13 protein-coding genes, 1 tRNA gene and 1 pseudogene are annotated in these 26,178 nt (G+C 59.9%); 11 read left to right on the top strand and 4 right to left on the bottom strand.

Translation table 11 applies throughout. From position 1 onward, the window contains the following. Window positions 1–73 precede the first annotated feature (73 nt). Window positions 74–962 (top strand): annotated as a pseudogene (ispH, locus tag OUZ52_RS01900) (4-hydroxy-3-methylbut-2-enyl diphosphate reductase). Between the two features lie 363 nt (window positions 963–1,325). Here the strand turns inward: ispH and OUZ52_RS01895 are convergent. Continuing rightward, window positions 1,326–1,401, bottom strand: a tRNA-Thr gene (locus tag OUZ52_RS01895). A gap of 578 nt (window positions 1,402–1,979) precedes the next feature. On the opposite strand from OUZ52_RS01895, the gene pilV reads away from it, so the two are divergent. From pilV to OUZ52_RS01860, 6 genes are read left to right on the top strand one after another with little or no spacing between them, the layout of a single operon-like run. Beyond that, window positions 1,980–2,510 (top strand): type IV pilus modification protein PilV, encoded by a 531-nt coding sequence (pilV, locus tag OUZ52_RS01890; protein WP_266156613.1) that lies wholly within the window; start codon window positions 1,980–1,982, stop codon window positions 2,508–2,510. Beyond that, window positions 2,507–3,805, top strand: coding sequence for a PilW family protein (locus OUZ52_RS01885; protein WP_266156612.1), 1,299 nt, complete (start codon window positions 2,507–2,509; stop codon window positions 3,803–3,805). The genes pilV and OUZ52_RS01885 overlap by 4 nt, the downstream gene beginning before the upstream one ends. Window positions 3,806–3,862: 57 nt before the next feature. After that, window positions 3,863–4,465, top strand: coding sequence for a pilus assembly PilX family protein (locus tag OUZ52_RS01880; protein ID WP_266156611.1), 603 nt, complete (start codon window positions 3,863–3,865; stop codon window positions 4,463–4,465). Window positions 4,466–4,476: 11 nt separating this feature from the next. Next, window positions 4,477–8,205 carry a pilus assembly protein gene (locus tag OUZ52_RS01875; protein ID WP_266156610.1) on the top strand — a complete coding sequence of 1,243 codons (3,729 nt, stop codon included), beginning with the start codon at window positions 4,477–4,479 and terminating at the stop codon, window positions 8,203–8,205. A 13-nt stretch (window positions 8,206–8,218) separates the two neighbouring features. After that, window positions 8,219–8,617, top strand: a complete 399-nt coding sequence (locus tag OUZ52_RS01865) for a type IV pilin protein (RefSeq protein WP_323135307.1) — start codon at window positions 8,219–8,221, stop codon at window positions 8,615–8,617. Between the two features lie 5 nt (window positions 8,618–8,622). Continuing rightward, window positions 8,623–9,216, top strand: a complete 594-nt coding sequence (locus OUZ52_RS01860) for a GspH/FimT family pseudopilin (protein ID WP_266156609.1) — start codon at window positions 8,623–8,625, stop codon at window positions 9,214–9,216. Window positions 9,217–9,282: 66 nt separating this feature from the next. Here OUZ52_RS01860 and recD read toward each other — a convergent pair whose 3' ends face one another. From recD to recC, 3 genes are read right to left on the bottom strand one after another with little or no spacing between them, the layout of a single operon-like run. Then, window positions 9,283–11,217, bottom strand: a complete 1,935-nt coding sequence (gene recD / locus OUZ52_RS01855; RefSeq protein ID WP_266156608.1) for an exodeoxyribonuclease V subunit alpha — start codon at window positions 11,215–11,217, stop codon at window positions 9,283–9,285. Then, window positions 11,207–14,914, bottom strand: coding sequence for an exodeoxyribonuclease V subunit beta (gene recB / locus OUZ52_RS01850; protein ID WP_266156607.1), 3,708 nt, complete (start codon window positions 14,912–14,914; stop codon window positions 11,207–11,209). Before recB ends, recD begins: the two co-directional genes overlap by 11 nt. After that, window positions 14,911–18,447 carry an exodeoxyribonuclease V subunit gamma gene (gene recC, locus OUZ52_RS01845; protein ID WP_266156606.1) on the bottom strand — a complete coding sequence of 1,179 codons (3,537 nt, stop codon included), beginning with the start codon at window positions 18,445–18,447 and terminating at the stop codon, window positions 14,911–14,913. The genes recB and recC overlap by 4 nt, the downstream gene beginning before the upstream one ends. Window positions 18,448–18,948: 501 nt before the next feature. On the opposite strand from recC, the gene OUZ52_RS01840 reads away from it, so the two are divergent. The 4 genes from OUZ52_RS01840 to OUZ52_RS01825 all read left to right on the top strand — a co-directional run bounded on the left by OUZ52_RS01840 (window position 18,949) and on the right by OUZ52_RS01825 (window position 26,165). Next, window positions 18,949–19,422, top strand: a complete 474-nt coding sequence (locus tag OUZ52_RS01840; RefSeq protein ID WP_266156605.1) for a DUF3574 domain-containing protein — start codon at window positions 18,949–18,951, stop codon at window positions 19,420–19,422. Between the two features lie 118 nt (window positions 19,423–19,540). Next, the gene (locus tag OUZ52_RS01835) at window positions 19,541–21,127 is read left to right on the top strand and encodes a SulP family inorganic anion transporter (protein WP_266156604.1); all 1,587 of its coding nucleotides are present in this window, start codon (window positions 19,541–19,543) and stop codon (window positions 21,125–21,127) included. 285 nt (window positions 21,128–21,412) lie between these two features. After that, a complete protein-coding gene (locus OUZ52_RS01830) occupies window positions 21,413–21,838 on the top strand; it encodes an outer membrane protein assembly factor BamE (RefSeq protein WP_266156603.1) in 426 nt (141 codons plus the stop codon). Between the two features lie 1,210 nt (window positions 21,839–23,048). Further along, on the top strand, window positions 23,049–26,165 hold the full coding sequence (locus OUZ52_RS01825) for a TonB-dependent receptor (RefSeq protein ID WP_266156602.1): 3,117 nt from the start codon (window positions 23,049–23,051) through the stop codon (window positions 26,163–26,165). Window positions 26,166–26,178 lie beyond the last annotated feature (13 nt).

Genomic DNA, 26,178 nt, shown 5'->3' with positions numbered 1-26,178 from the left:
GCCGGCATAACGTTCGTTTAAACGGCTCATGCGATAATTGCCGCGTTTTAAAGCTATCCAGCCCGGAGCCTTAGTGGACATCCTGCTCGCCAATCCCCGCGGATTTTGCGCCGGCGTAGATCGCGCCATCGCCATTGTCGAGCGCGCGCTCGAATCCTACGGTGCACCCATTTACGTGCGGCACGAAGTGGTGCACAACCGTTACGTCGTGGACAAATTGCGCGCCGACGGCGCTGTTTTCGTCGAAGAGTTGGATGAAGTCCCCGATGGCGCCACGGTTATTTTCAGCGCGCACGGCGTTTCCAAGGCAGTGCGTGAGGAGGCCGACAAACGTCAGCTCAATGTTTTCGATGCGACCTGCCCATTGGTCACCAAGGTGCATATGGAAGTGGCCAGGCTGGGCCGTATCGGTCGTAGCGTGGTATTGATCGGTCATGCCGGCCACCCCGAAGTCGAAGGCACCATGGGGCAGTGGAATGCATGAGCTGTCTTACGTCACCCAGACCACGCTGTCGGTCGATGACACCAAGGCCATCATCGCGGCGTTGCGCGACAAGTTTTCGGATATCGAAGGTCCGCGCAAAGACGACATCTGCTACGCCACGCAAAACCGCCAGGATGCCGTGCGCCGCCTGGCCGACGCTGTCGATCTGATGCTGGTGGTGGGGTCGGTCAACAGCTCCAACTCCAATCGCTTGCGTGAGTTGGGCGAGAAGCAGGGCGTGCCTGCTTACCTGATCGATGGCGCCGAGCATATCGAGCGCAGCTGGCTCGATGGCGTGACCCGTATCGGCCTGACCGCCGGCGCCTCTGCCCCCGAAAAGCTGGTACGTGACGTTATCGCCCGCCTGCAGTCCTGGGGCGCAGGCGACGTGCGCGAGCTGGATGGCGAGCCCGAGAACATTACCTTTGCGCTGCCCAAAGAGCTGCGCATCGTCGGTGGCTCAATGACTAATTTGTAGCCTTTGCGAAGCCCTGCAAACCTTTAAAGGCCCGCATCGTTGCGGGCTTTTGCCTATCTGCCGCTATGGGGTAGCAGAAGCCCCAAGAAGAAGGGCATGCGTCGCGCTAACCGGTAGATAGGGTAAGCCTGGGGTCGATTCAGGTGGGGGCGATTGATCATTTTCTCCGCGCAAAGATCTTGGCGGTGAGTACATGTCAATGCAGCTTCAGCTTCAGCTTATGGCGAAAGCCTCGATCAGCGTCTTTGCTATCTGGCTCGCGAATGCCTGGACACATGCGCATCCAGTGGGCACAAAAAACCCCGCCATTACGCGGGGTTGAATGTGTTCCTGGACATCCATGGATGCCTTTGGAACGGCATCTGGTGCCGGAAAGAGGAATCGAACCTCCGACCTACGCATTACGAATGCGCCGCTCTACCAACTGAGCTATTCCGGCGAAAGAGCCGAGGATTCTACGGTGCGATATGTCAGTGTGCAAGCTTGCGGGGCAAGCTCCTGGCCTTGTTAGGGGCGGCGAGTGAGCGGTCGAATTGCCAGGCAGGGTGAAGGGCTGCTGTAGGGGTTTGCAGCGTCGGGTGAGAAAGTTGACCGGATGCAGGGGAGGCGCGCGCTGGGAGAAATGGCAAAGCGTTAGCAGAGCCGGGGTCATGGCTACGAACCCATCGAGGTGTCTGGGGGCGTCGATTTCAGCCTGTCCTCTTACACCGGGCCGGAGATATCTCGGTAGCGATGGATTCTGTGACTGGGGTCAGTGGTGCGGTCAATGAGCTTTCCTGATGCATGTGCGGCATAGGCATGGCGAAGGCCGGACCCGGTCGTTGATGAAATCAGGCCTGCCTCCCTCCTTAAGCACGAAACAGCGAGCCTGGCGGCAAGCGCCATGTGACCCGCCGCAAGCTTTCCGCGCCCCCGAATACCGGTTATCGGGCAAATCCTACCGCTCATCACGCAAGATCTTGCCGTAAGAAGATACGAAAATAGAGTGCATGTACGGGTTTGCCCGAGGGGGATTCCATGCATGTCTTGTCGCGCCAGCGCGGCGTCTCGCTGATCGAGGTGCTGATGGCTGTGCTGATCTTCAGTATTGGCTTGATCGGATTGGCCGGGTTGCTGGTCATGGCCACACGCTCCAATCAGGCGGGCTATCTGCGCACTCAAGTGACGTTTCTCGCCAGCAATATGGCCGATCGCATGCGCTCCAACCCGGTGGGCCTGTGGAACGGCAACTACAACTCCACCGCTTATCCGACCACCGCCAAACAAAGCTGCGACATCAACGTGGCCTGCACAGCGCAGCAAGTCGCCGTACGCGATCAGTACTTGTGGAGCAGCATGCTGACCACCTCGCTGCCTGAAGCCACAGCGTCGATCCAGTGCAGCGATAAAAGCGCCGCTGGTTTTACGCCCTCGGCAGACCAAATCGGCATGCGTCCGCCTTATGGCGGCAACTGCGAAATGAAGATCAGTTGGAGTGAGCGCAGAGCGGGCGATAAAGAGCAACGCGATGCGAAACCGCAAACCTTTGTATGGGCGTTTCAGCCATGACGCGTTATCGCACGGCATCTTCGCGTCACGCAGGCGTGACCCTGGTCGAGTTGATGGTGGCGATGGTGCTTGGCCTGCTGGTGGCGGGCGGCATCGTCACGGTGTTTTTGTCGACCTCCAGCAGTAACCGTGTGCAAAACCAGATGGCGCGGTTGCAGGAAGAGGGGCGCTACGCCATCACTCGCCTTAGCGGGGATTTGCGCATGGCCAATGCGCAGTACTGCACCAGCACCGGGGGTGTGACCAGCAACGCGGGTGAGGTTTACTTGTCGCCGTTGCGCGCACCTACCGTACAGGCCTCAGGCCTGATCGATGCGCTGAGCGATGTCACCACGCCCTGGGGCAGCGGCTCGTATCCGCCCAAGCCGGCGACGGCTTATGACCTGCCTTCGTTCTTGTCGATGCGCGGCTATGACTGCGATAAAAACAAAAGCTGCAAGCCGGTCAATCCACCGATGCTGCCGGCCATCGGCACCACGGTCGGCAGTCGGGTCGTCGGCTCCAGCGTACTTACGCTGCGCTATATGGACTCATCCAGTGGCTGGGCGCTGGGCGGTAGCAGCAAGGTGACAGGGCGCGCCGATGGCACGGTGGACTTCATCAGCATCGTGCCCGGCCCGGGCGAGCCGAAGATCGCGGAGTACTACAAGCAAGGCGATCTGATGATGCTGGCCGATTGCTCCAACGCGCAGATATTCGCGGTGAGCCTGGATGGCAACGCGTTCAGTCCGTCGGGTAGGAACGAAAACCTGGCTGCTCCGATCGCTCAGCAGCCGTTGTCTGCGCCGAAGTTGTTCAACTTCAGCCGTGACTACAACACGGTCACCTACTATCTGAAAGTGGTCGATGGCGGCAACGGACAGACGACTGGCGCCCTGATGCGTCGGCTCAATGGCGGCAACGATAGCGAAGTAGTTCGCGGCGTCGAGCGCTTGGATTTTCTCTACGGCGTGGAAGATGCCAGCGGCAGCACCCGCTATCTCACCGCTAACGAAGTCGATACCGGTGCTATCCCATGCCCGCCGTCGACGCCGAGAAAATTGGGCAGCGATTACGGTTGCCTGTGGCGCGCCGTGAAAAATATCGAAGTCCACGTCTTGATGGCAGGGCAGCAGCCGGTTCGCAGCCTGACGGCCAGCGAGACCCATTATGTCTACAGCATCGATGGCGACAAGGCCCCGGCATCGCCGACGGCAAGCACACGTGGCGTGCAGCCCAAGGATCAAGGCTTCGACAACCTCATGCTGCGGCGCGAATTCAGCGTGCTGGTCTCGGTGCGCAACTACAACCCATGAACCACCTGGCTGCCCGCGCCAGGCGACTGTGCGCAAGGCCACGAAACGGAGCAACTCATGTCGATCTCAGGCAACCATCCATCGAGAGGGCAGATGCCGCGTGCGCAACGTGGTGTCGTGCTGGTGGTGGCGCTGGTGTTTCTTTTATTGCTGACGATGTTGGCAATCAGCGCCACCGGGAGGTCTTTATTGCAGGAGCGCATGGCCGGCGGCTTGCGCAATGCACAGATGGCCGAGATGGCGGCCGAGACCGCATTGCGTGGCGCCGAATGGCGCTTGTGGAAGGCGGGCAATAACGCATCCGTCAACTGCGGCAGCACCGTGATCACCGACTGTTATGTCTATGACGCCGCCAGGCCGATCGCCAGCGTCGAGAAATTTCGCAACAGCGCCGGTTGGGAGGTCGGCGGCGCCACCGAATACAAAGGGCACGACGGCGGCTACGACTACACCACGCTAAGCGGCAGCGGGATGACCGCCGATGAAAAAAAGCTCGCCGTGCTGGCGAAGAACCCGCACTACATCATTGAAGACATGGGGCCCGAATTACCGCCTGGCGTAGGCAAACCGCATGAATCAGGCGTTACCGCGCGAGCCACGGGTGGCAACTTGAATACGGTGCGCGTGCTGGAAAGCACGTTCGCCGCCAAAGGGGAGTGAGCATCAACGCCATGACTATGCACCGCACATCCATGTATCGCAGGCAGTCGACGGTTGCTTTCAGCGCGTTGCTCTCGACCTTGCTGGCGGGCATATCCGCCAGTTCGATGGCCGGCACCGTCGAGCTCAGCCCGGGCCCGCCGACAGCCACCACGTCGGTGGCCCCCAATCTGGTGCTGACCTTCGATGACTCGGGCTCGATGAATTGGCATCACATGCCCGATCAACGACCGTATACCGGCGCCGCCTGGAATACCGGTGCCGACACCAGTCAAACCGATGTCTCCAATCGCACCTATCCCTCGCGTGCAGCGCCTTTTCTGTGTGCGAGCGTGATTACTCCCGGGGTTTCCCCCGGTACGGTCGATCCGGCTGACGCGCGTACCTGGAGCATGAACGGGGTTTATTTCAACCCTGACAATAAATACGACCCACCGCTGAAAGCCGATGGCACGACCATGCCTAACGCATCGTTCGGCGATGCCTGGGACAACGGCATTCAATCCAATCGGCCCGGCGGCAGCGATAGCGCTACGCGCGATCTGAGCAGTTACGGTTTTTGCGGCAACCGTGGCGCGGGTTATTACCGCTACACCGGTAACAAGGCGAGTTTGCCGCTGGACAGCAACGGACAGCTGACGACCTCCGCTACCAGCAATCTCTACGCCAGCGCCAACTGGACCTGGGTTTCTTTGAGCACGAATGCGGATAAGCAGAATTTCGCCAATTGGTATGCGTACTACCGCACCCGCACGATGGCCGCAGTGACGGCCATTTCCCGGGCGTATTCGCCCTTTAAAGACAATGTGCGAGTCGCCTGGCAGAACATTAATTCAAATTTTCTCAGCAATAACACAGCCATCTACAAGTTTGTCGATGACAGCTCGACCAACAACGTACGCACGCGCTTTTATACCTGGTTGTTCAATATGTCGGCATCGGGCGGTACGCCGAATCGTACGGCGGCGATGCGCGTAGGCGACTATTTCAGCAATCGAACCGGTGCCGTCGATAGCAATCCCTATTGGGATAGCGATGTCCGCAAAGAACTGGTTTGCCGGCAAAACTTTCATATTCAGATGACCGACGGCATGTGGAATGGCGATACGCCATCACAGCCCACGCCGCATGATCGTAGTGGTATCTCGAGCTTGCCCGACGGCTTGCAGAGCTTTTCGGTCAGCGATCGCGAGAGCAAGGTGGTTTGGAACGAAAGCAGCAATAGCACGGCGACCATGGCCGACATCGCTTTCAAATATTGGGCCAGCGATCTGCAGGCCGGTGTTACCGGCAACAGTGCTTTTGCAAAAGCATCCAACCGCTTGAAGGTGCCGGCCAACTTGCCGGACCAATCGACTCCCCTGTTCAAAGTGCCTTTGACCGCCGGTGCAGACCCTCGCACAAACAAGGAAATTTACTGGAACCCCGCCAACGACCCGGCGAGCTGGCCGCATCTGGTGCAGTACATGATCGGCTTTGGTGCCTCCGGTACGCTGTCCAACAACAGCACCACCTATCAAAGCCTGCGTAGTGGCGATACCGCCTGGCCGGTGCCGTTGGTTGACACTGACGATGGCAAGAAGATCGACGACATGTGGCATGCGGCACTCAACAGTCGCGGCAAATTTTTCGCAGCCAGCAACCCGACCGCGCTGATTACAGCGTTGACCAACATCATCAGCAGCATCGTGTCGCGCAATACGACCTCGGTGGCCGGCAGCTTGAGCACGGCGGTGCTGGGCACGGCCACGGTGACATTCCAGGCGGGCTACGACACCAACGACTGGAGCGGTTCGATGCTGGCCAAGCCGGTGGGTACGGACGGCATCGTCGGCTCCGGGGTGTTGTGGAACGGCCGGGCCAAGCTGGATACACGCGCCGGTGCCGGCGACACGCGAGTGATTCTGACCAGCACGGGCATTGGTTCGGGGCACGGCGCGGCGTTCACCTGGGCGTCTGCAGCAACAGGGCTTAGAGCCAGCGACGCCAACTTCGACAAAGGCGGTATCGGTGCCAGCCGGCTGGCCTGGCTGCGCGGCGATAAGAGCAAAGAGGGCGCCAGCTTCCGCCAACGCAACTCGGTATTCGGCGCCGTCATCAATGGACAGGCGCTGTACTTGGCCGCGCCCACGGGCGGCTATCGCGATAGTTGGCCAAGCGGTTCGCCAGAATTGCTGGCCGCTAGCAAGGGCAAAAGTTACGAGCAGTTCCGCGCGGATCACCTCAAGCGTGCGCCGACCGTTTATGTCGCCGCCAATGACGGCATGTTGCATGCTTTCGATGCGACTACCGACAGCACCGATGCGAGCACGGTCGATATCGCGCCGGCGCCGGGTACGGAGCGCTGGGCCTATGTGCCGTATTCGGCCTATGGCAGGCTTAGCGGCTGGTCTTCATTGACTGACTTCAGTTTCATGCCATCGGTGGATGGCACGCCGGTCAGCCGCGATGTGTATTTCGACAATGGCACCCAGCAGGGTTGGCACACCATTCTGGCGGCTGGTCTGCGCCTGGGTGGTCGCGGCGTATACGCCCTGGACATCACCGAGGCTGCAGCGACCCAGGGCAGCACCTCAGGCAAAGTGATCGGCCCGGCGGACAAGGTATTGTGGGAGTTCAACAACAGCAGTGACGGCGGCGCCAACCTCGGCTACACCTTTGGACGTCCGAATATCGGGCGACTGGCCAGCGGCCAGTGGGTGGTCTTGGTGCCGGGGGGCTACTTTCCCAAAGACAGCACCGATCCGGCCATCAACAACACCTTCAGCTCACTCTTTGTGCTGGATGCGCAGTCGGGCAAATTACTGCGCGAGCTGAAGACGCCCACCTCAGTCGCCGGTGTGGGCACGGTAGAAAGCTATGGGCTGACCACACCGGTCATCGGCGATTACGATAGTGACCAGATCGACGACGTCGCTTTTGCTGGTGATTTGCAAGGCAATGTCTGGCGCTTCGATCTGACCAATCCAAGCCCCGACCAATGGGCCGCCGAGTTGTTCTTCAGCCCGAAAACGCCGGGTGAGCGCCCGATTACGGTGATGCCACGGCTTTTCCCCGATCCTACCTCCAGCGGTTTCATGGTGGTTTTCGGTAGCGGTAAATATCTCGGCGGCAGTGACAACACCATCGACGACAAGACCAAGACCCAGGCGGTCTACGGCATTCGCGATGCCGGGGTGGCGGGGCAGCCGGTGGTGATCGACGGCAATACGGCCACGCCGTTGGTACAGCAACTGCTGACCGAGGTGGGCAATATCCGCGGCCTGAGCAGTAAGCCGGTGCCGGCAAAAAATACCAATGGCACGGTGATTCGTGGCTGGTACTTCAATCTCGATGTGGCTACCGCCAAAGGTGAGCGTGTAGTGGTCGATGCCACGGCCTTGTTCGATACCAACCGCGCCATCATCACCACGCTGATTCCGCAAAACAACGACCCCTGCGATCCGGCACCCAAAGGCGCCTTGATGGTGATCGATGCGGCAACCGGAGCCGCCGGTGGCGGGGTGAACTTCGGCACGGTGGATAACTGGCCTGGCGGCTATGCGCAGGCCGGTGCGCGGGTCAGCAACCCACCGACCGGGGGATTCCTCTCTACCGGCGCCGGCATGGGCGGTGGTCGTCTCTATGTGCCGGGCGTGACCTTGGAGAAAAGCTCGGAAACCGACCCCAACAAAGCCTTTTCTTTTGGTGACGCCATTTGGCGGCGGCGCTCCTGGCGGGTATTGAACAATGACCAATAACCGGGGATATCTCATGGCACGTATGCGCGGCTTTACCTTGGTCGAGTTGATGGTGGTGGTGGCCATCGTAGCCATCCTCACGGCGATAGCCGTGCCCGCTTACGGCCGCTACGGCTATCGCGCGCGGCGCGTGGATGGACAAGAGTTGTTGCTACGTATCGCCAATGCGCAAGAGCGGTACTACGCCACCTACAACAAATACGGCACCTTGACCGACATCGGCTACACCAATACGGCTTCGGAAAAAGGCTATTACAACGCTAAGATCACCCCTGCCGCACCGGGGCAAAGCTATGAAGCCAGCGCTCAGCCACAGAGCGTGCAAGCCACGGACGCCTGCGCCAGTCTCACTATCGACAGCACCGGTAAAAAAGCCGCTACCGGTACCGCGTCGAACGGCAATTGCTGGTGATGCGCATGACACTTTGTGCCCAGCGTCATCGTGGTTTTACCCTGGTTGAGCTGATGGTCACCATCGCGATACTGGCGATCTTGTTAATGATTGCCGTGCCCGGCTTTCGTGACCTTACCCGGCGGCAGCAACTCAGTTCTGCCGGCTACGCCTTGTTGGCCGATCTTTCCTATGCACGTACCGAAGCGGCGATGCGGTCGGCGTTTGTATCGGTATGCCCCACGGCCGATGGTACAAGTTGCGTCACCAGCAAGGCCTATGCACCGGGCTGGTTGGTCTATGCCTATGCGGCGGGGGTGGCGGGGGCTGACCAGGCATACCAGAGTGGCTCGGCCGATTTCACCTTGCTGCGTTACACCACCAGCCAGAGCGGCGTTGCCATCACCGCCAAAGACGACAAGATCATCACCTACGGCCAGCAGGGGCAACTCAAGCGCGATACCAGCACGGCCCCGGTCGCTTTTGTGGCCTGTGCCTTGGGCAAGGACCGCAGCGCTGAAAATACCGCGGGCGTACCGGGCTCGGCATTAAGCGTGTCGGGCTCGGGCTCGGTAAAAAGTCTGCCGCTGAGCAGTGGTGCCGAATGCACGCCGACGTGAGTTGGTGTGGCTACGCGCTTTTACTGATCTTCAGATAGACGGCTAAATAGATTAAATCGGATGGATTCAATCGGCATATAAGCGGTCGGCCAGCCCCGAGTGTCGCCGGGTCAATCGGTTAGTGGCCAGCTCGATCACCTCTTGCCGCCCGATCAGGCTGAACCAGCGCCGTGCGCGGGTGATGCCGGTGTAAAGCAACTCGCGGCTCAGCACGCCGTGGGCTTGAGCAGGCAAGATCAAGGCGGTGTGGTCGAACTCCGAGCCCTGCGACTTATGCACCGTCATGGCGTAAACCGTATCGAGCTCGCTCAACCGCGATGGCAGGATGAAACGTATATCGGTGTCGTTGCCGCTGGTGACCTGAAAGGCAACCCGCAGGCGCAACTCGCCGTCTTCATCGGGCACACGCAAGCTGATGCCGATGTCACCATTCATGAGGCCCAGGCTGTAGTCGTTGCGAGTGATCAAGACCGGGCGGCCTTCGTACCAACCCTGGCTGGTCTCGATCAGCCCGGCATATTGCAGGATCTCAGCGATTTGCCGGTTCAGCCCATCGGTGCCGTAAGACCCTTGGCGCAATGCGCACAGCAACTGAAAGCGATTGAAGTCGGTGAGCACTTGCCGTGCCCAGTGCGCGTAGGTTTGAGCATCCGCTTGCAGGCTCGGGCGGTGCTGGCGCAGCTGTTCAAGGTAATAGCGATAGCCTTGCCGCTCGTCGTGGCTGTCCAGCACCAAGGCCGTGAGTTGCCGCGTATCGGCGTTGGCGTCGGTCCAGGCGATGCCGGCGGGCGGATGTTTCAGCAAGGCATTTACTTGAACGCCGTCGCCGGCATTCACCGCGCGCGCCAGTTGACCAATGCCGCTGCTGGCGCCAAAGCGATGGCTATAGCGCAGCATCGCCACTTGCTGGTCCAGCGCCTGCGAGCTGTGGTCTGTCCAGGCGCTGATGTCGTCACCGGTGACTTGCCGCAGCCAGCTGGCGGTGGCGCTGTTGTAGCGACCGGCCTCGGCATGACGGCAAAGGTCGCCGAGCACGGCACCGGCTTCCACCGAGGAAAGCTGATCTTTGTCGCCGAGCAGAATCAATCGTGCCTGCACCGGCAACGCCGCCAGCACGGCCGACATCAGCTCCAGGTCGATCATCGAGGCTTCGTCGATCACCAGTACATCCAGATGTAGTGGATTACCCGCATGGTGGCGAAAGCGCCGAGTATCCGGCTGCGCACCTAGTAGGCGGTGCAAGGTATCGACTTCGGCAGGGATGCTGGCGCGTACCTGGTCATCGACCTGCAGCAGGGCGAGCTGCGCTGCAATCGACGCATTCAAACGTGCCGCGGCCTTGCCGGTAGGCGCGGCCAGGCGAATTCGCAGCGGACGTGGCTGCTCGCGCAATTGCAAGGTTTGCAGCAGGCCGAGCAGGCGCACCACGGTGGTGGTCTTGCCGGTGCCCGGGCCGCCGGTGATAACGGTAAAAGCACCGCGGGCGGCCAGCGCGCAGGCGATACGCGGCCAGTCGGGCGCATCGCTGACACTGGCTGCCGGGAACAGCCGCGCCAGTTCGCTGGCGAGATGCGCCGGCAGGGCGAGCGAATGGTCCAGTCGCTGGCGCAAGGTGGTGGCGATGAATTGTTCGTGGTTCCAGTAGCGTCGAAGGTATAGACGCGTACCTTCCAGCACCAGCGGCGACGAGCTGTTCTCGGGGTTGCCATCGCTGATCAGTGGTGAGCTGAGCAAGCGTGGTTGCCAGTCAGCGGATGGAATGGTCAGCAGTGATTGCCGCCAATGCACCGGCCAGTCGTGCTGATCGGCCAGCTCGATCAGGGCGCTCAAATCCAGGCAAAGATGTCCGTCGGCGACCTGGCGGCTGACCAGTGCGCCGAGCAGTAGCAGGCTGGCGTCGGCTGGTGGATCGAGCGTGCCGAGAAAGCGCGCGAAGGCGACGTCCAGCGGACGCAGTCGCCCTTGTTGCATCGACATGTCGAGCAGGCTATCAAGCCGCATGAGCATGGCCCTCGCTGGCAAATAGCCGGTCCATCGCTTCAATCAGCGCATAGGGCAACCGTTCGCGATGTACGCCATGGCCGTCATCATCCACGCCGCGCAAGTACAGATAAATCGCCCCGCCCATATGCCGCTCATAGTGGTAATGCGGCAGGCGGGCGCGCAGTTGGCGATGCAGCGCCAGCGTGTAGATGGCGTATTGCAAGTCATAGCGCTCGCGCAGGATGGAATCGCGCATCGCTTCGGCGGTATAGGCCGAGGCATCGTCGCCAAGCCCGTTGGATTTGTAATCGACCACGTAGTAACGGCCCTGGTGCTCGAAGATCAGATCGATAAAGCCTTTCAACATGCCGTTGATCTGCTCTTGCAGCAAGGGCATACGCGGGCGGCCATCGAGGGTGTATTTGCTGACCAGCTTGTCCAGCTGCAGCGTGTCCACGTGCCTGGCCTCAATCCAGAATTCCATTTCGGCGCGGTACTGCCTGGTATCGGTTAGCGAGGCTAACGCCACTTTGTCGGCTGGGTTGGCGCCGGGCAGGCTTAGCGGTGTTTGCAGCAAGGCTGGCAACCATTGCAGCAGCGGCTTGATCCAGATTTGCCAACCCAATCGCTGGCAGCGTTGAGCAATCGGCTCTTCCAGCATGGCTGGGTTCGCGGCCAGGGTGGCAAAACCTTCCTCGGCGGCCCATTCGAACAAGCCATGCAAGAAGGTGCCGGGTTCCGCGCCGCGCGGAAACGCATGCATGCCGACAGCCGCCTGCATCGCGGGCAGGGTGAATGGCTCGCTCAGTTCGGCGCGGGTCTCCGCGAGCACATCTTGTGACGCGGTTTCCGGTGCCGTTTGTGCTTGCACAGATAGCGTGTCGGCGTATTTGAGCGCGCTGTAGCTGGCGATCCACCATCGCTCGGGAGCTACGCCGTGATAGTGGCGCGCCGATAGCAAGGTGGTTGAGTCATCGACTGGGCGATAGCGACTGTTATCGGATAGATCAGCAAGCGTGACGATATCGATGTCCGGGTGGCCGCTTTGCATGTCCAGCAGCCGTGGCATCAAGTCGGCAGGCTCGATCGCTTCGCCGCCTGCCAGCAGATAGCCGAAAGCTGATTTATGCAGGGCGGAAGCCTTGGCATTGCCGACGCGGTAGCAGGCGATGCCGAGCCAGCAGGTGTGGCGCGCTCGAGTGAGGGCGACATAGAGCAGGCGCAGATCTTCTTGCAAGCGCTCGCGATCAGCTTGGGCCAATGCGTTTGCATCGGCTTGTAAATCCATCCGTGGGACGCCGTTATCGTCGTGCCAAACCACGCTTTCATGGGCACGTGGCGGGCGCGCGCTGCAGACAAACGGCAGCAGCACCAGCGGATATTCCAGGCCCTTGGATTTATGGATGGTTACCACCTTGATCAGCGCATCCTCGCTCTCCAGCCGCACGATTTGTTCTTCGGCAGTATCCGCCTGGCTATCGTCGGACTGGCTGATCTGCACGGTGAGGTAGCGGATCAAGGCATGTTCGCCATCCAGCGCGGCGGCGGCCTGTTGCAGCAACTCGGCCAGGTGTAACAGGTTGGCCATGGCGCGCTCGCCGTCACGGCGTGCAAGCAGAGCGGCAGGGAGATCGAACAAGTGCAGCAGATCGTGCAGCATGGCCAGTACACCATGCTTCAACCAACTCTCGTGCAGCTGACGAAAGCGTTCTGCGCACTGCTCCCAATAACGTTCGTCGCGATTGAGACGGTCGAGCTGGTCGTAGTTCCAGCCCATGGTCGCGCTGGCCAGTGCGGCGCGCATGGCGCGGTCTGAAGCGGGCTCGGCGCAGGCGCGTAGCCAGAGCAGCAAATCGGCCGCTTCGGGTGAGGTATAAACCGAGTCGCGATCTGACAAGAAGACACTTTTCAAACTTCGCCGCTGCAAGGCAGCGCGGATCATCGCGGCCTCTTTGCCACTGCGCACCAGGATGGCGATATCGCCCGCACTAAGCGGCGTCAGCCTGCCATCGCTGGCAAAGCCACAGTGGCCCGATTGCGCCGCTTGCAGTAATTGCACCAGATACGTGGCGGCGTGCTCGGCCATGCTTTGTTGGTAAGTCGTGCTGCTGATTGCCTGCTCGCTGGCTTGTACCGCCCATTGCAGTGCAGGCAGCGGTTTGCCGTGCAGTAGCAGGCGCTCGGCGCGGCCGTGTGCGGCAACCGGATGAAAAGGCAGGCCGCGTGCACCATGGCCAAAACCAAAAGCGCCATCGGCATGGCGATCACCGAACTCGAAGACCTGGTTGACAGCGTTGACCAGCGCATCGGTGGAGCGGTAATTGGTGGCCAGCGTCCAGGTGGGCTCGCTCGCCGCATCGCGGGCATGCAGATAGGTATGGATGTCGGCACCGCGAAAACTGTAAATGGCCTGTTTCGGGTCGCCGATCAGCAGCAAGCCGTTACGCGCATGCGCGGCATCGTCTGGGCTGGCGTAACTGCGCTGAAAAATCCGCCACTGTAAGGGATCGGTGTCTTGAAACTCGTCGATCAAGGCCACCGGATACTGGCTGGCCAGCGTATGCGTCAAGCGCTCGCCGCTGACGCCATGCAGCGCGGCATCGAGGCGCTTGAGCATGTCGTCAAAGCCCAGCTGGGCGCGTTGGCGCTTGGCGTTGTCCAGTCGCTGGGCCACCCATGGCGCCGCATGCGCGAGAATCAGCGGACGCCAGCCCGAAAGCGAGTTTTGCAGCTCCAGCAGCTCGCCCATGGCGACAAAGGCGGGGTGCTCCGGCGGGCTGAATTTCTTCTTGGTCGCGCTGACCAACTTGGCCTGGGTATAGCGGGTCAGAATCGTCCCGTCGACTTCAGCGCCGCCGGCCCAGCGCCAGAGCGCGAGCAGATCGCTGCTGAAATTCGCTGGCCGCATCATGTTGGCATTGAAGGCGCCGGCGCTCATGCTGTCGGTCAGTTTGGTTTCGATGCCGTGGAAGTCATCGGTCCAATATTCGCGCGCTCGTGCCTGCGCTTGCTGCAGGGGCGCGAGCTGGGCGGCCAGCTCGGCTTGCAAGTCAGCGACGGGTAATAGCGGCTTGCCTTGCCATTGCAAACTTTCAGGTGACTGGCGTAGCAGTGGTCGCAGCGCTCTTTGTAAGTCGTCAGGGGTCTTCCAAAGCTTGTTGATCTGTGCCGCGCCATCGCGGCCGAGCACAAAAAACTGTTGCCGCCAGTAATCACGCACGGCTTCGGCCAGCAGCGCGCTTTCATCGGCTTCGGTGTCTTGCACGAAGGGATGCCCGCTATCGAAGGCGTGCTGGCCCAGCATGCGCTGGCACCAGCTATGAATGGTGTACACCGCCGCTTCGTCCATCCATTGCGCGGCAAGCTCCAACTGACGGGCTGCGCTGGAGCGAGCATCCGCATCGGAGTATTCGGCCATCAGGTCGTTGAGGAAATCATCGGCCTCGCCTTGGCCGCGAAAAGCGTTGGCCGCTTCGGTCAAGCGTGCGCGGATGCGCTCGCGCAACTCGGCAGTGGCAGCTTTGGTAAAGGTCAGTACCAGGATTTGCGCCGGCAGCAAGGGTTCGCTCGATGCGTGCTCGCCACCATGACCGAGCACCAGCCGCAAATACAGCGCGGCAATGGTCCAGGTTTTACCGGTGCCGGCGCTGGCTTCGATCAGGCGGATGCCGTGCAGCGGCAGGCGCAACGGATTCAGTGCCGCGAGTTGATTCATGCCTCGCCTCCGTTCAATACGGCGGCATCCACCAAACGCCGATAGGCTGCCAGGCAGTCGATGAAGCCTGCTTGCAGCAACGCGTCAAAACGTGGCCACGCACGCGCGAGGTAGGCATCTTCCTGCAGCTCGCCCTGACGATAGCCTGCGGCGTCGCCGTCATAGGCGAGCCGGGCTGCGGCGAGGGGATCTTCTTCATCGCGTTCGGCTTGCAGATAGGCAAACGCCGTCTTGCGAGCTAGCGGCAACGGTGCCGCCATGCCCTGATGCAGCGCGAGCAGCAGTTCATCGAGTGCGGCGCATGCGTCTGCGCGGCTGAGCTCACGTAGCAGGGGTTGTGCATCGACAGCGATGAGCTGGGTTTGCATGCGAATGCCCTGCGCATTGGCCAGCAAGTGGATAACCCAGGCGGAGGTCAATTTGTCGTAGCGAAGCTTGCCGTTCTGGCTGGCGCTGCCGCTGGCCAGCAGTTTGCCGTTAATCAATTCCAAGCGTAGATATTTGCCCGATGGATGCGCGTCGGGCGTGTGTTGAACCGGCTCATGCGCTGCTTGCCGCAGATCAGTCAGCCAGTCTTCGAGCTGCAATCCATGTGCGCTATGCCGCAGCTCGTATTTATCAGTGACAGGCGCTGACAGTTGGCCAATGGCGTGCCAGATGGCTGCAAGATCGCGCGTCTCGTTGGCGATTTCGGCCTGCGCCAGCTCGCCAAAGCCACCGGGCGGCAAGGCCCCCTGATTGCGTAGCCGGCGTGACGCATGCGCGATGGCGTCGCCGGTGTTGTCCGCGTCGATGGTGGTCAGCCAGACTTCTTGCCTGGCCTGATAACGTTGCAGGCCATCCAGTGCAAAAGGCTCTTCGTCGGCACTGGCGACATCGGCGTCGCTGAAATGCACTTTGAGCCGGTGATTGAAAAAGTAGCGTACCGGCTTGCTCAGAAAGCTTTGCAGTTGGCCCAGGTTGAGGGCAGTCTCGGCCTGCCATGGCGCCAGCGCGACCATCGCCGTGGGCGTCGGGGCACGATGCGCCAGCTGCCATTCGTTCGCATAGGTGAATACGCGGGCATCGTCGTCCATGCCGAAATAGCGCCGGCTGAAAGGTTGCAGCGGATATTCGGTGGTGAGTGCGGCGAGCAAGTCGCCAAGGGGCTTTTCGGCATGCCATCCGGCGGCCAGATAGTCGCGTAACTGGCCGACCAGGACCGATGGCGGCATGTCACTGTTATCGCGTGCGCTGTGGCCGACCCAGCTGATATGCAGGGCATCGCGTGCAGAGAGCAGGGCTTCGAGAAACAGATAGCGGTCGTCTTCGCGGCGTGAACGGTCACCGGGTCGGGCATGACCGGGCAGGGCCATCAGGTCGAAGTCGACCGGGGTTTGCCGGCGTGGGTAGTCGCCATCATTCATGCCTAGCAGGCAAACCACCCGAAAAGGAATGGCGCGCATCGGCATCAAGGTGCCGAAGCTTACGGCGCCACCCATGAAGCGCTGCGACAAACGGCTCTCGTCGATGGCCGCCAACCAATGATCGCGTACGGTGGCCAACGGGATCGCTTCGATAAAATCGGCCTGGTCACAGGCTTGCTGCCAGGCGTCGAGCGCATCGTGAAGGCGGTTCAACAGTTCGTCGTCTTCGCTCTCGCTGGCCTTGAAGTGATCGGCCAGCAAGGCGCGCAATCGCTCCGACCATTCCTTGGGCGAGGCCGGCGTACGCAGCAATTGCCAATAATGTTCGAGCTGTTCCAGCAGCAGGCTTAGCGGGCCGAGCATGGCGGCATCCAGCCCGCCGATTTCGCTATACGGAGCAATGTCGTGCCAGCCGGCATCTTGCGGCATGTCGCTGTCGCCGACGGCATAACCGAGCAGCATGCGTCGCAGTCCGGCAACCCAGCTGTTCTGTTCCAGCGCTGGCAATTGAAGACTTTCGATTTGCGCACCGTCAAAGCCCCAGCGAATGCCGGCGCCGTCGATCCAGCGGCGCAGGGTCGGCAAGTCGGTTTCCTTGACGCCAAAGCGCAGACGCAGGGCAGGCACATCGAGCAGGTCGAGAATCTCGCTGACGGCGAAGCGCGATTCCGGCAAGGCGAGCAGATGCTCCAGGGCGACGATCAACGGTGCCGCGCCGCGCGCAGGCTGATCGGCCACGGTATAGGGCAGATGGCGTGGATCGCCGGCTGACAGCCGACCGAATACTGCACGCACATGCGGCGCATAGCTGCGGATGTCCGGTACCATCACGATGACATCGCGTGGCGCCAGTGGGCGACCCTCGCGCGCGGCCTGCTCGAACAGCGCGAGCAGCTGGTCGTGCAGAATCTCCACTTCACGCTGCGGATTGTGGGCGATGTGAAAGCGCAGCGAGTCGTCGCCGCTATGCCATGCTTTTCGTTGCTCGGGTTCGGCCGGTAGCGGCTCCAGATCGAGAATGGCCTGCTGTACTTGCTGTAACAGCGTGCTTTCGCCGATATCGGTGAAGAGATCGATACTGCGGTTCAACGCAGTGAAACGCCGCCGGTAATGCTCGGGTTGATCGAAGGCGTCGAGCAGGCGGATATAGTCGCGTCCTTGTTTGCCCCAGGCGGCCAGCAGCGGATTGGCGTGCAGGTGTAGGTCTTCATAACGCGGTTCGGCGGGGAGTCCGGGCTTGCCGAGCTGGCGGCGTTGGCTGGCTTTGAGCAATTCGCGGTCTTCGATAATGTCGGCCCAGTAATGCCGGCAAGGGTTGGCCACGATCAGCAATATCTGGCTGAACTGAGCCAGTGCGGTCAACGCTTCCAGGGTTTGTTGCGGCAAGGAAGAAATACCGAACACCACAATACGCCGCGGCAGCGCGGCAGGCCGCGCGCTGATGGTTTGGATGCGTTGCAGAAACGCCTGGTGGATAGCCGCGCGATGGCTATGGCATTCCGCGGCGCCGACGTCGTCCAGCAACAAACGCCATAGCCGCACCTGCCAGCGTTGATCGTTGGGCAGTGGGGTGACGCGGTCACGTAGTTCGTCGCGCAAGACAAAACGCTGCGCCTGCCAATCCGCCAGCCAGTCGGCGCGATAGACCTGGTACTGGTCGAATAGATCGGCAATACGCTCGGCCAGCTGAAATTTTTTGTTCCAGTCTGGCGTCGTGCCGAGAAAATCCTTGAGCGGCACGAAATCGGCATCGTGCAGGTGCTGTGGAATCAGCCGTAACAGGCGCCAGGTCAGTCGTGACTTATCGAACGGCGAGGTGGGCGGTACGGTATCGCGACCAAGCACGGCGCGGTAGGCCGCCCACAAGAATCGGCCCGGCAGTTGCACATCGACCGCCGCGCTGATGCCAAGCCCACCGGCGTCGGGCGACCGCGCCAGGGCCAGCTTCAACCACTGCGCGATGCCGTTGCTTTGCACCAGCATCAGCTCGTTTTCCAGCGGATGCAGCGGTGCTCGCCCCAGCCAGGCCGTCAACAGGTCGCGTAAATCCTCCAGGCGATTGCCATGGACGATCATCAGGCCGGGTTCGATCGGCACCTCGAAGGGCAGCTCGAGGGAGGTGCTCACAGGTTTCGGAAGAGGCGTTCACTCATGCGGACATTGTCGCTGAAAGGCGAGGAGAAGAGCAGGCGGGGATGGGGATGAGGGGCTGAGAGCGGGGAACGGGGTTGGATCGGGCGATGGAGAGGTCGAGTGGTGATGATGCCGCGCCTCTTCCGATGTTTTTCGCTTTTTTGGGTTTTCTCTTGCTTTATGGCGCTTGCCTTTAATGCTCTTCCCCGTTCCCCGTTCCCCGTTCCCCGTTCCCCGTTCCCCGTTCCCCGTTCCCCGTTCCCCGTTCCTAAGTGGAGCGACGCTTAGCCGCGACAACATCGCCACGCAGCGTGGCTGCAGTACAGCGAGAGCAGTCGGTTGGCATCGATGTTCATGCGGCGAAGTCCCATGGGGATACGGTGTGTTGCTGGCAGTGGGCACGGCCCGCGGACGGGCTGGCGATGTATTTGTTGCATTGCGACGAAGTTGTTGTCAATACTTCGGTGCTCGCGGTCTATACGTATGGATGTCCAAATGTTCAAAGAACTACCGTTGACCAACCTTTTGGTTTCGACCATTTTCATGCTGTCGGTCGCGGGGTGTGCGGTGCAGCCTGCGGCGCCATCGATCACGGCCGGCGCCACGCTGCAGGGCGATGCCGCTCATCCGGGACAAGCCGTCGGCTGGGTGGATACCCGCTTGTACTTCGGTTTGGGTTTGCTCGATCAGCCTGGGCAGGGTGTTAGTGAGCAAAGCTGGCGCGATTTTCTGGATCGCGAAGTCACGCCGCGCTTTCCCGATGGGCTTAGCGTGCTCGATGTCTACGGCCAATGGCAGGGCAAGCAGCAGGCCACGCCTGAGCGCTTGCGCTCCAAATTGCTGGTGATCGATTACCCTGATACCGCTGAGAATCGCGCCAAGGTCGAGGCGATTCGCGCGGCGTGGAAGCAGCGTACGGGAGACCAATCGGTGTTGCGGGTAACCCAGGCGGCCGAGGTGTCGTTTTGATCGGTCGATGGTGGGTGAAGACTGGTCCGTTGTTCGATAGCCTTGCCATGCCAGCGCGGCGGAATACCCAGCGCATACTGCAGGCAGATGCCGTTCAAATCATGGGAAACCGCGCAGAGTGAATACTTCGACCCAACGCCGTTGGCTTACTTCGGGCGATCTCAATGGTTTTCTCGGCCTGGTGGTGGACAACTTGTCCATCATGGCTTTTCTGGCCACCGCGCTGACGGTGATTTTCAAGTTTCCCGCCGATGTGGTGTTTTTGCGCATGTTCCCCGGCACGGCGTTTGGCGTGTTGCTGGGCAATCTGGCCTATACCGCAATGGCTCGCCGCCTGGCGCGGCGCAGCGGGCGTGCCGATGTCACCGCGATGCCGTTGGGGCTGGATGCACCGACTAGCATCGGCATGGCCTTGCTGGTGCTGGGGCCGGCGTTTCTTGGCTTCAAGCAGGGCGGCATGGATGAGCATGCCGCGGCGATAGCTACCTGGCAGCTGGGCATGGCTGCGCTGGTGGTCATGGGCGTGCTGAAGTTTGTCTTGTCGTTCTTTGGCGCGATGGTGCAGCGGCATGTGCCGCGAGCTGGCTTGCTCGGCTCTATTGCGGGTATTGCGCTGGTGCTGATGGGCTTTCTGCCGCTGGTGGAGATTCTCAAGGTGCCGGTGGTGGGCTTGGCCGGGCTGGGCGTGGTGTTGTACGCGCTGGTGGCGCGTGGACGTCTGCCGTTCGGCTTGCCGGGGGTGTTGGTCGCCTTCATCGTGGGCGCTGTGCTGTATTACGTGCTTGGCCCGCTGGGCTGGCTGGGTACCGGCTATCACGCGCCGGTGGCCTGGCAATGGCGCTTCGCCTTGCCATTGCCGACGCTGCAATGGATGCAAGGGCTGGCTTATACCGTGCCGTACCTGCCGCTGATCCTGCCCTTTGGTTTGCTGATGGTGGTAGGCGGTATCAATGTCACCGAGAGCGCGCGTGCAGCAGGTGACGACTATTCCACCCGCGATATTCTGCTGGTCGAGGCGCTGGCGACGCTGGTGGCTGGTTTCTGCGGCGGCGTGGCGCAGACCACGCCGTATATCGGTCAGCCATCGTACAAGGCGATGGGCGCGCGTAGCGGCTATACCTTGATTACCGGGCTGGTGATTGGTCTGGGTGGTGTGCTGGGTTACTTGTCCAATCTGATCGAGCTGGTGCCGTTGTCGGTGCTGGCGCCGATTCTGGTGTTTGTCGCCATCGGCATCACGGTGCAGGCCTTCGAGGCGACCCCGATGCGTTACGCGGCCGCGGTGGTCTTCAGTTTTTTCCCGGCGATTGCGCGCAGGCTGACGATCAAGCTGAGCGACCCTACTTATGTATCGCCGGAGCATTTCGCGGGACTGTTCAACGACAGCGGCCACGGCATTTCCGAGCTGGCGGTGATTACTGTGCTTGGCAATGGCTTCATCATTACCTCGATGATCTGGGCCAGCTTTGTGGTGGCGCTGATCGATGGCCGCACCGCGCGCGCCGCATGGATCGTCTTGCTTGGTGCTGCGTTGAGCTTGTTTGGGGTGATTCATTCAGTGGAGCTGGCGGGCGGCGTGTATCTACCGTGGCTGCTGGACCCAGCTTCGCGCTCCTTGGTATGGCAGTTTGCCGGTGCCTATCTGGCGCTTGCCGCGGTGTTGCTGCTGCTTTCGCTGCAAGATTGTTCGATAGCGCGAGCCTAGCCTGGATACTCCCAGTCTTGATCATGTCGGCTAGCCACCGCCGGCGGCGGTGGCTAGCACTGCTGCGGTAGGGTGCTGTCGTCGTTAATACTTACGTGGTTGTGTTTATACGATGAGGTGAGAGCCAGGGCGTTGGCCAAGTCAGCGTTCGATTCCACGAAGACACTTCAGCGTGACCACGCTGCAGGAAAAATCCAGGTGTGCGTCTGGCAGCAATAAATCAGAGATTCCTTGATGACCGCCCCAGGAGTATGTTCGCTCCGGGCATGGTGTCCGCTAAGTTCTTTGGATATCTGGGAAGCTGGCGTTTCTTTTGACAAGGGTGTTGAAATGGAAAGCAAAAGCAAGATTCAAAGCCTGATGATTGCGGCAGTTCTGCTTGTGGGTTCGGCGGATGCGATGGCACAAGCTACTGACGCCATCAAATTTCCGAATCCTAATTATGCGAAGGTTCGACAAGCTTCATTGGTTGATGTCGATAAGCTTCGCCAGATCAAGCCAGGCCAGAACAAAAGCGAGGTGAGGAGTCTTTTGGGTACGCCTAATTTCGGCGAAGAATCAGTCGGTGGGCGTCAATGGGACTATATTTTCAATATTCGAACGGCTCTGGATCACTTGTTGGTGCCCTGTCAGTATCAGCTTCGCTTCGATGATCAGGGCCTCGTTACGGCGGCCTATTGGAATAGGCCTAAGTGCGCAAATTTGTTGTAGCAAGATGACCCTATGCCTGATCGTGGCGCATATGGCCAGGATATTTCTGATTTGTTCGATGGCGATGTCCTGGCTACGATTTTGATCAATCCGCCGATCAGCAAACCATTTCTGCCTTGGTGAGGACAGACGGCTGGCTAGGTGCGGTCTCATCTGGCCATTGCCCCGCGACATGGCAGCCTTAAAGCCATGCGGGAGGGTAAGCTCAAGTAGGTCCTGATGCTGTTCGCGCTCTCCCATCTTTGGATGGCGCGCAGTCGTTGCTCGTTTGAGCGGAGACATCCGTCCCTAACGCGGAAAACCGAATACATCGGATCTCGCCGGTGCCTGACCGGATAGGCTGCCCGCTGCAAAGTTACCTCTGGCCGCTGATGATTGGCCGTTTTGATGGATGACATGGGCATTCATATGAAAATCAGTAAATCAGAGATTGCCTAAGTAAGATAATCATCTTTGGCTTCATGATTGACCTGGTTATCAGGTCAATTTCAATGATTAGATGGTCTTTATTTGGTTAATGGGTGTCAGTGGTGATCCGAGCATCTCATACATTAGATTATGCTGGGTAAATGCAGTGCTGGATAAGCGATAGCTTGCAGCGCAAATTTCTATCGATGACGGATTGTCCACGCTAAACCGAGCTGAGCGGGCGACGAAGCCTGCTTTTGCCCCCGCTGGATGCCTCTTGGTGACGATGTGGGTGTAAAGCACATCAGGTTTGAACGCTGGGGCCATCTGCTGCCGGTATGCATGTGCCATGCGCGACGCAAGAGTGAGGTGTGAAAGTTATGCCGATGGCCTAGTGCTGATGATTGATCGTATTGATCTGATCCGGATGATGATGGGTGGATATGTTTTAAATTTTGATTGCGATTTTATTTATTTAATTAAATTTAATTGATTTGAATAAAGTTTCATTGGTAACTTATGGCTTCGAAAAATAATGCGATGCCGGGTTATTTCACTATTTCTTGCCGTAATTACTTGCCGTTGACTTTTTGTTATGGCAGCACTTAGTGTGCAAACGCCATCTGGTTGTAAATGACGTGTCAAAGGCACGTTAATGCGGTTTATAACAATGTAGCTGGCAGCTGGATGTGGGGAGCTGTTGTCACTGTCCATGGGCGCGCATGTCTGCGCGAACGTAGGTCTGTGGCCGCAAATCGGTTGCCAATTGGGTCACTTTCTACGGTTGGGGAATATCATTTCGATGAACAAGATCAAGCAGACTAAGCCTGTATCTCATGGCTTGTTGGCACGTCGCTCTAAGCTGGCCCTCGCGGTCGCTTTAGGGTTCGGGTTGTCGGGGCAGGTGCTTGCACAGTCCACGACGGGTACGATTTTCGGTCAGGCCCCTGTGGCAGCCGGCGAGACCGTGCAGATCACCGGTGGTTCGGGCTTTAACCGAACCGTGCCGGTGGACAGCACGGGGCGCTACTCCATTACGGTGCCGGTCGGCACGTATGACGTGACCTTGTTGCAGGGTGGTACGGCCATCCAGACGCGCAAAGGCGTCACGCCCCAGGTTGCTGGTGCGACAGCGGTCGATTTCGTGTCTTCGGCAGCCGCCACTGCGCAGAACCTGTCCAGCGTGACGGTGACGGCCAATGCGCTTCCCGCCATCGACGTGACCTCGACCAACGAGAGCACGGTGATTACGGCTGAGCAATTGAAGCATCTGCCGTTGGCGCGCACGGGCGCGGCCATTGCGCTACTGGCGCCGGGTACGGTGCAGGGTGCAGGCCTGCTCGGTAACGGTCCGACTCGCGAGCCGCTGGTCTCCTTCGGCGGTGCGTCGGTTGCCGAGAACGCTTACTACATCAACGGCTTCAACACCTCCGATCCGCTCGGCAATGCAGGCGGCATCACGCTGCCGTATGGCTCGATTTCGCAGCAGCAGACCTTGACCAGCGGCTACGGTGCCCAATACGGCCGTTCTGCCGGCGGTGTTATCAGCCAGGTCGGCATGAGCGGTACCAATGAGTTCCATGCGGGCGGCCAGGTGCTTTGGCGGCCGATGTTTGCGCAGGGTACCGAGGCCAACTGGCATTACTCGAATCCGTTGTCGCAGACGCCGGGTCGTGAGCTAGGCAATATTTATACCTATCGCAATACCAATACCCAGTGGAATACGGTGTATGACGGCTACCTCAGCGGTCCGCTGATCAAGGACAAACTGTTCCTGTTTGTCTCGGCCGAGGCGTCCAAGTCCGATGTCAACTCTGTCCAGTCGATCGGCGCAAGCAAGATCTACTACCAGAAGTACGACGATCCCAAGTACTACGCCAAGTTGGATTGGAATATCACCGACAGCAATACGTTGTCGTTGACTGGCGTGAAGAATTCCGATGCGTATTCGGCCACGATCAATAACTACAACTACGCCAATCACTCCGTTGGCGCGTTCAGCAGTTACGATCAGTCGTACAAGAATTCGTTCGGTCTGTGGATTGCCAAGTACACCTCGTACATCACCGATGACCTGACTTTGAATGTCATGTACGGCAAGATGAACGGAACCTACTACACCAATCAGCCGGTCTATCCAGGTTACGATCCCACGCTGCCCAACATTCTTGGTTCCAGCCAGCAGAATCCAGCCTATACGGCTGGCTCTCCCGGCGGCATCACCAATACCAATACCAATTCCGGTGAGGCCAATCCCTCGCATAAGTCGAGTGTGACGAACCTGCGTGTAGACCTCGAGTGGAAGCGGGGCGATCACGATGTTCAGTTCGGTATCGACAACGATACGACACGGGATATCAACGACGGCCAGATCATGACCGGGCCGGGTTATGCCTGGGCCTATTCGCAGGCGCCTGACTCGGTGACGCCGATTGTTGGCAGTATCCCTTCGCTTGCGCCCTATGTCGGTCCGACCGGGCCTTATCCGGGTGGCGCGCAAGGCTATAACGTCTCCAAGTATATTTTCGTGACGTCCGCGACCGTGCAGGTGACCCAGCGCGCGCAATACATTCAAGACAACTGGCAGGTCACCCCGCGCTTGCTGTTGAACCTGGGCTTGCGTAACGACCAGTTCACCAACTACAACCAGCATCAAGTGCCTTATCTGCGCCTGACCAGTCCGCAATGGGCGCCGCGCGTCGGCTTTAGCTGGGACGTCAATGGCGACTCCAGCCTGAAGATCTTCGGCAATGCCGGGCGTTATTATCTGGCTATGCCTGCGGGCGTCGCCTTGCGTGAGGCTGCCGGATCGCTATACACGCAGCAGTATTACACCTACACCGGTATCGACCCGAACGGCATCCCGCTCAATCTCACGCCGATCGCCTCGAATCCGAATGGCGGTGTGTCGAACAATAACGAGTACGGTCAGCCGCTCGATCCCAAGACGGTGGCATCGAAGAATCTGAAGGCTGAGTATCAGGACGAATACGTTCTTGGTATGCAGCAGCAGATCAATTCGTCGTGGGTCTATGGCGTGACCGGCATGGTGCGCCGATTGGGGCGGATCATTGACGATACCGCCGATACGCAGACTATTTACAACGCGATGATCGCCCAGGGTGCTAATCCCGCCACGCTAAAGCTCAGCGACATCAACGGCAGCATTCTGATCAACCCGGGCTCGAGCAATACCATTACCGCCAAGAATGAAGCAGGCGGATACAACACGGCTGTCGTATCGCCTGCCAATTTTGGCTTCCCGCCGGCGACCCGCCGTTACTATGCGCTTGAGGGGTTCTTGGAGCATCCGTGGGACGGCACCTGGACCGGCAAGCTCGACTACGTGTTCTCGCGTAGCTACGGCACCACCGAGGGGCCGGTGCAATCGAATATCGGTCAGGGTTCGAGCTCGGTTTCCGCCACGACGCAGTGGGATTTCGGTTCGCTGATGCAGAATTCGAATGGCCGTCAGGCGAATGATCGCAGGCACGTGCTAAAAGCCTATGGCACCTACCAGGTGGCCCCGGAGTGGACGGTCAGCGGTGTGCTGACGCTTGCTTCAGGTACGCCGATCAGCTGCTTGGGCTTCTTTGGTCCGGGTGAGACCGATCCGACCGGCTATGGTGCCAACGCGGGCGGCGCTTATCACTGGTGCGGCGGCAAGCCTGCCTCGCCGGGTTCGACCGGCTTCACACCGTGGATCCATACGTTGAATCTGAGTGCCGAATACCGGCCGCAGTGGGCGGACAAGAAACTGGGCTTCCAGGTGTTGGTGAACAACGTGTTCAACGAGCAAAAGGTCACCCAGGTGCAGCCGTACTATGGTTCAAGCACCAACCCGAGCCCGCTGTATTTGCGGCCGGCCGCGATGGAGATTCCACGCTACGTGCAGATGAGCGTGAGCTACGACTGGTAATAGCGGAATTGGC

It is taken from the genome of Dyella silvatica (assembly GCF_026283955.1).
Lineage (GTDB): Bacteria > Pseudomonadota > Gammaproteobacteria > Xanthomonadales > Rhodanobacteraceae > Dyella_C > Dyella_C silvatica.
The sequence above is the reverse complement of the archived record's forward strand: the minus strand, read 5'-3'. Positions and strand labels throughout refer to the sequence as shown.

Bases quoted from the DNA above. Each gene is read 5' to 3' on its own strand.
- pilV (WP_266156613.1), top strand. From the start codon at position 1,980: ATGCATGTCTTGTCGCGCCAGCGCGGCGTCTCGCTGATCGAGGTGCTG.
- OUZ52_RS01885 (WP_266156612.1), top strand. From the start codon at position 2,507: ATGACGCGTTATCGCACGGCATCTTCGCGTCACGCAGGCGTGACCCTG.
- OUZ52_RS01880 (WP_266156611.1), top strand. From the start codon at position 3,863: ATGTCGATCTCAGGCAACCATCCATCGAGAGGGCAGATGCCGCGTGCG.
- OUZ52_RS01875 (WP_266156610.1), top strand. From the start codon at position 4,477: ATGACTATGCACCGCACATCCATGTATCGCAGGCAGTCGACGGTTGCT.
- OUZ52_RS01865 (WP_323135307.1), top strand. From the start codon at position 8,219: ATGGCACGTATGCGCGGCTTTACCTTGGTCGAGTTGATGGTGGTGGTG.
- OUZ52_RS01860 (WP_266156609.1), top strand. From the start codon at position 8,623: ATGACACTTTGTGCCCAGCGTCATCGTGGTTTTACCCTGGTTGAGCTG.
- recD (WP_266156608.1), bottom strand. From the start codon at position 11,217: ATGCGGCTTGATAGCCTGCTCGACATGTCGATGCAACAAGGGCGACTG.
- recB (WP_266156607.1), bottom strand. From the start codon at position 14,914: ATGAATCAACTCGCGGCACTGAATCCGTTGCGCCTGCCGCTGCACGGC.
- OUZ52_RS01840 (WP_266156605.1), top strand. From the start codon at position 18,949: ATGTTCAAAGAACTACCGTTGACCAACCTTTTGGTTTCGACCATTTTC.
- OUZ52_RS01825 (WP_266156602.1), top strand. From the start codon at position 23,049: ATGAACAAGATCAAGCAGACTAAGCCTGTATCTCATGGCTTGTTGGCA.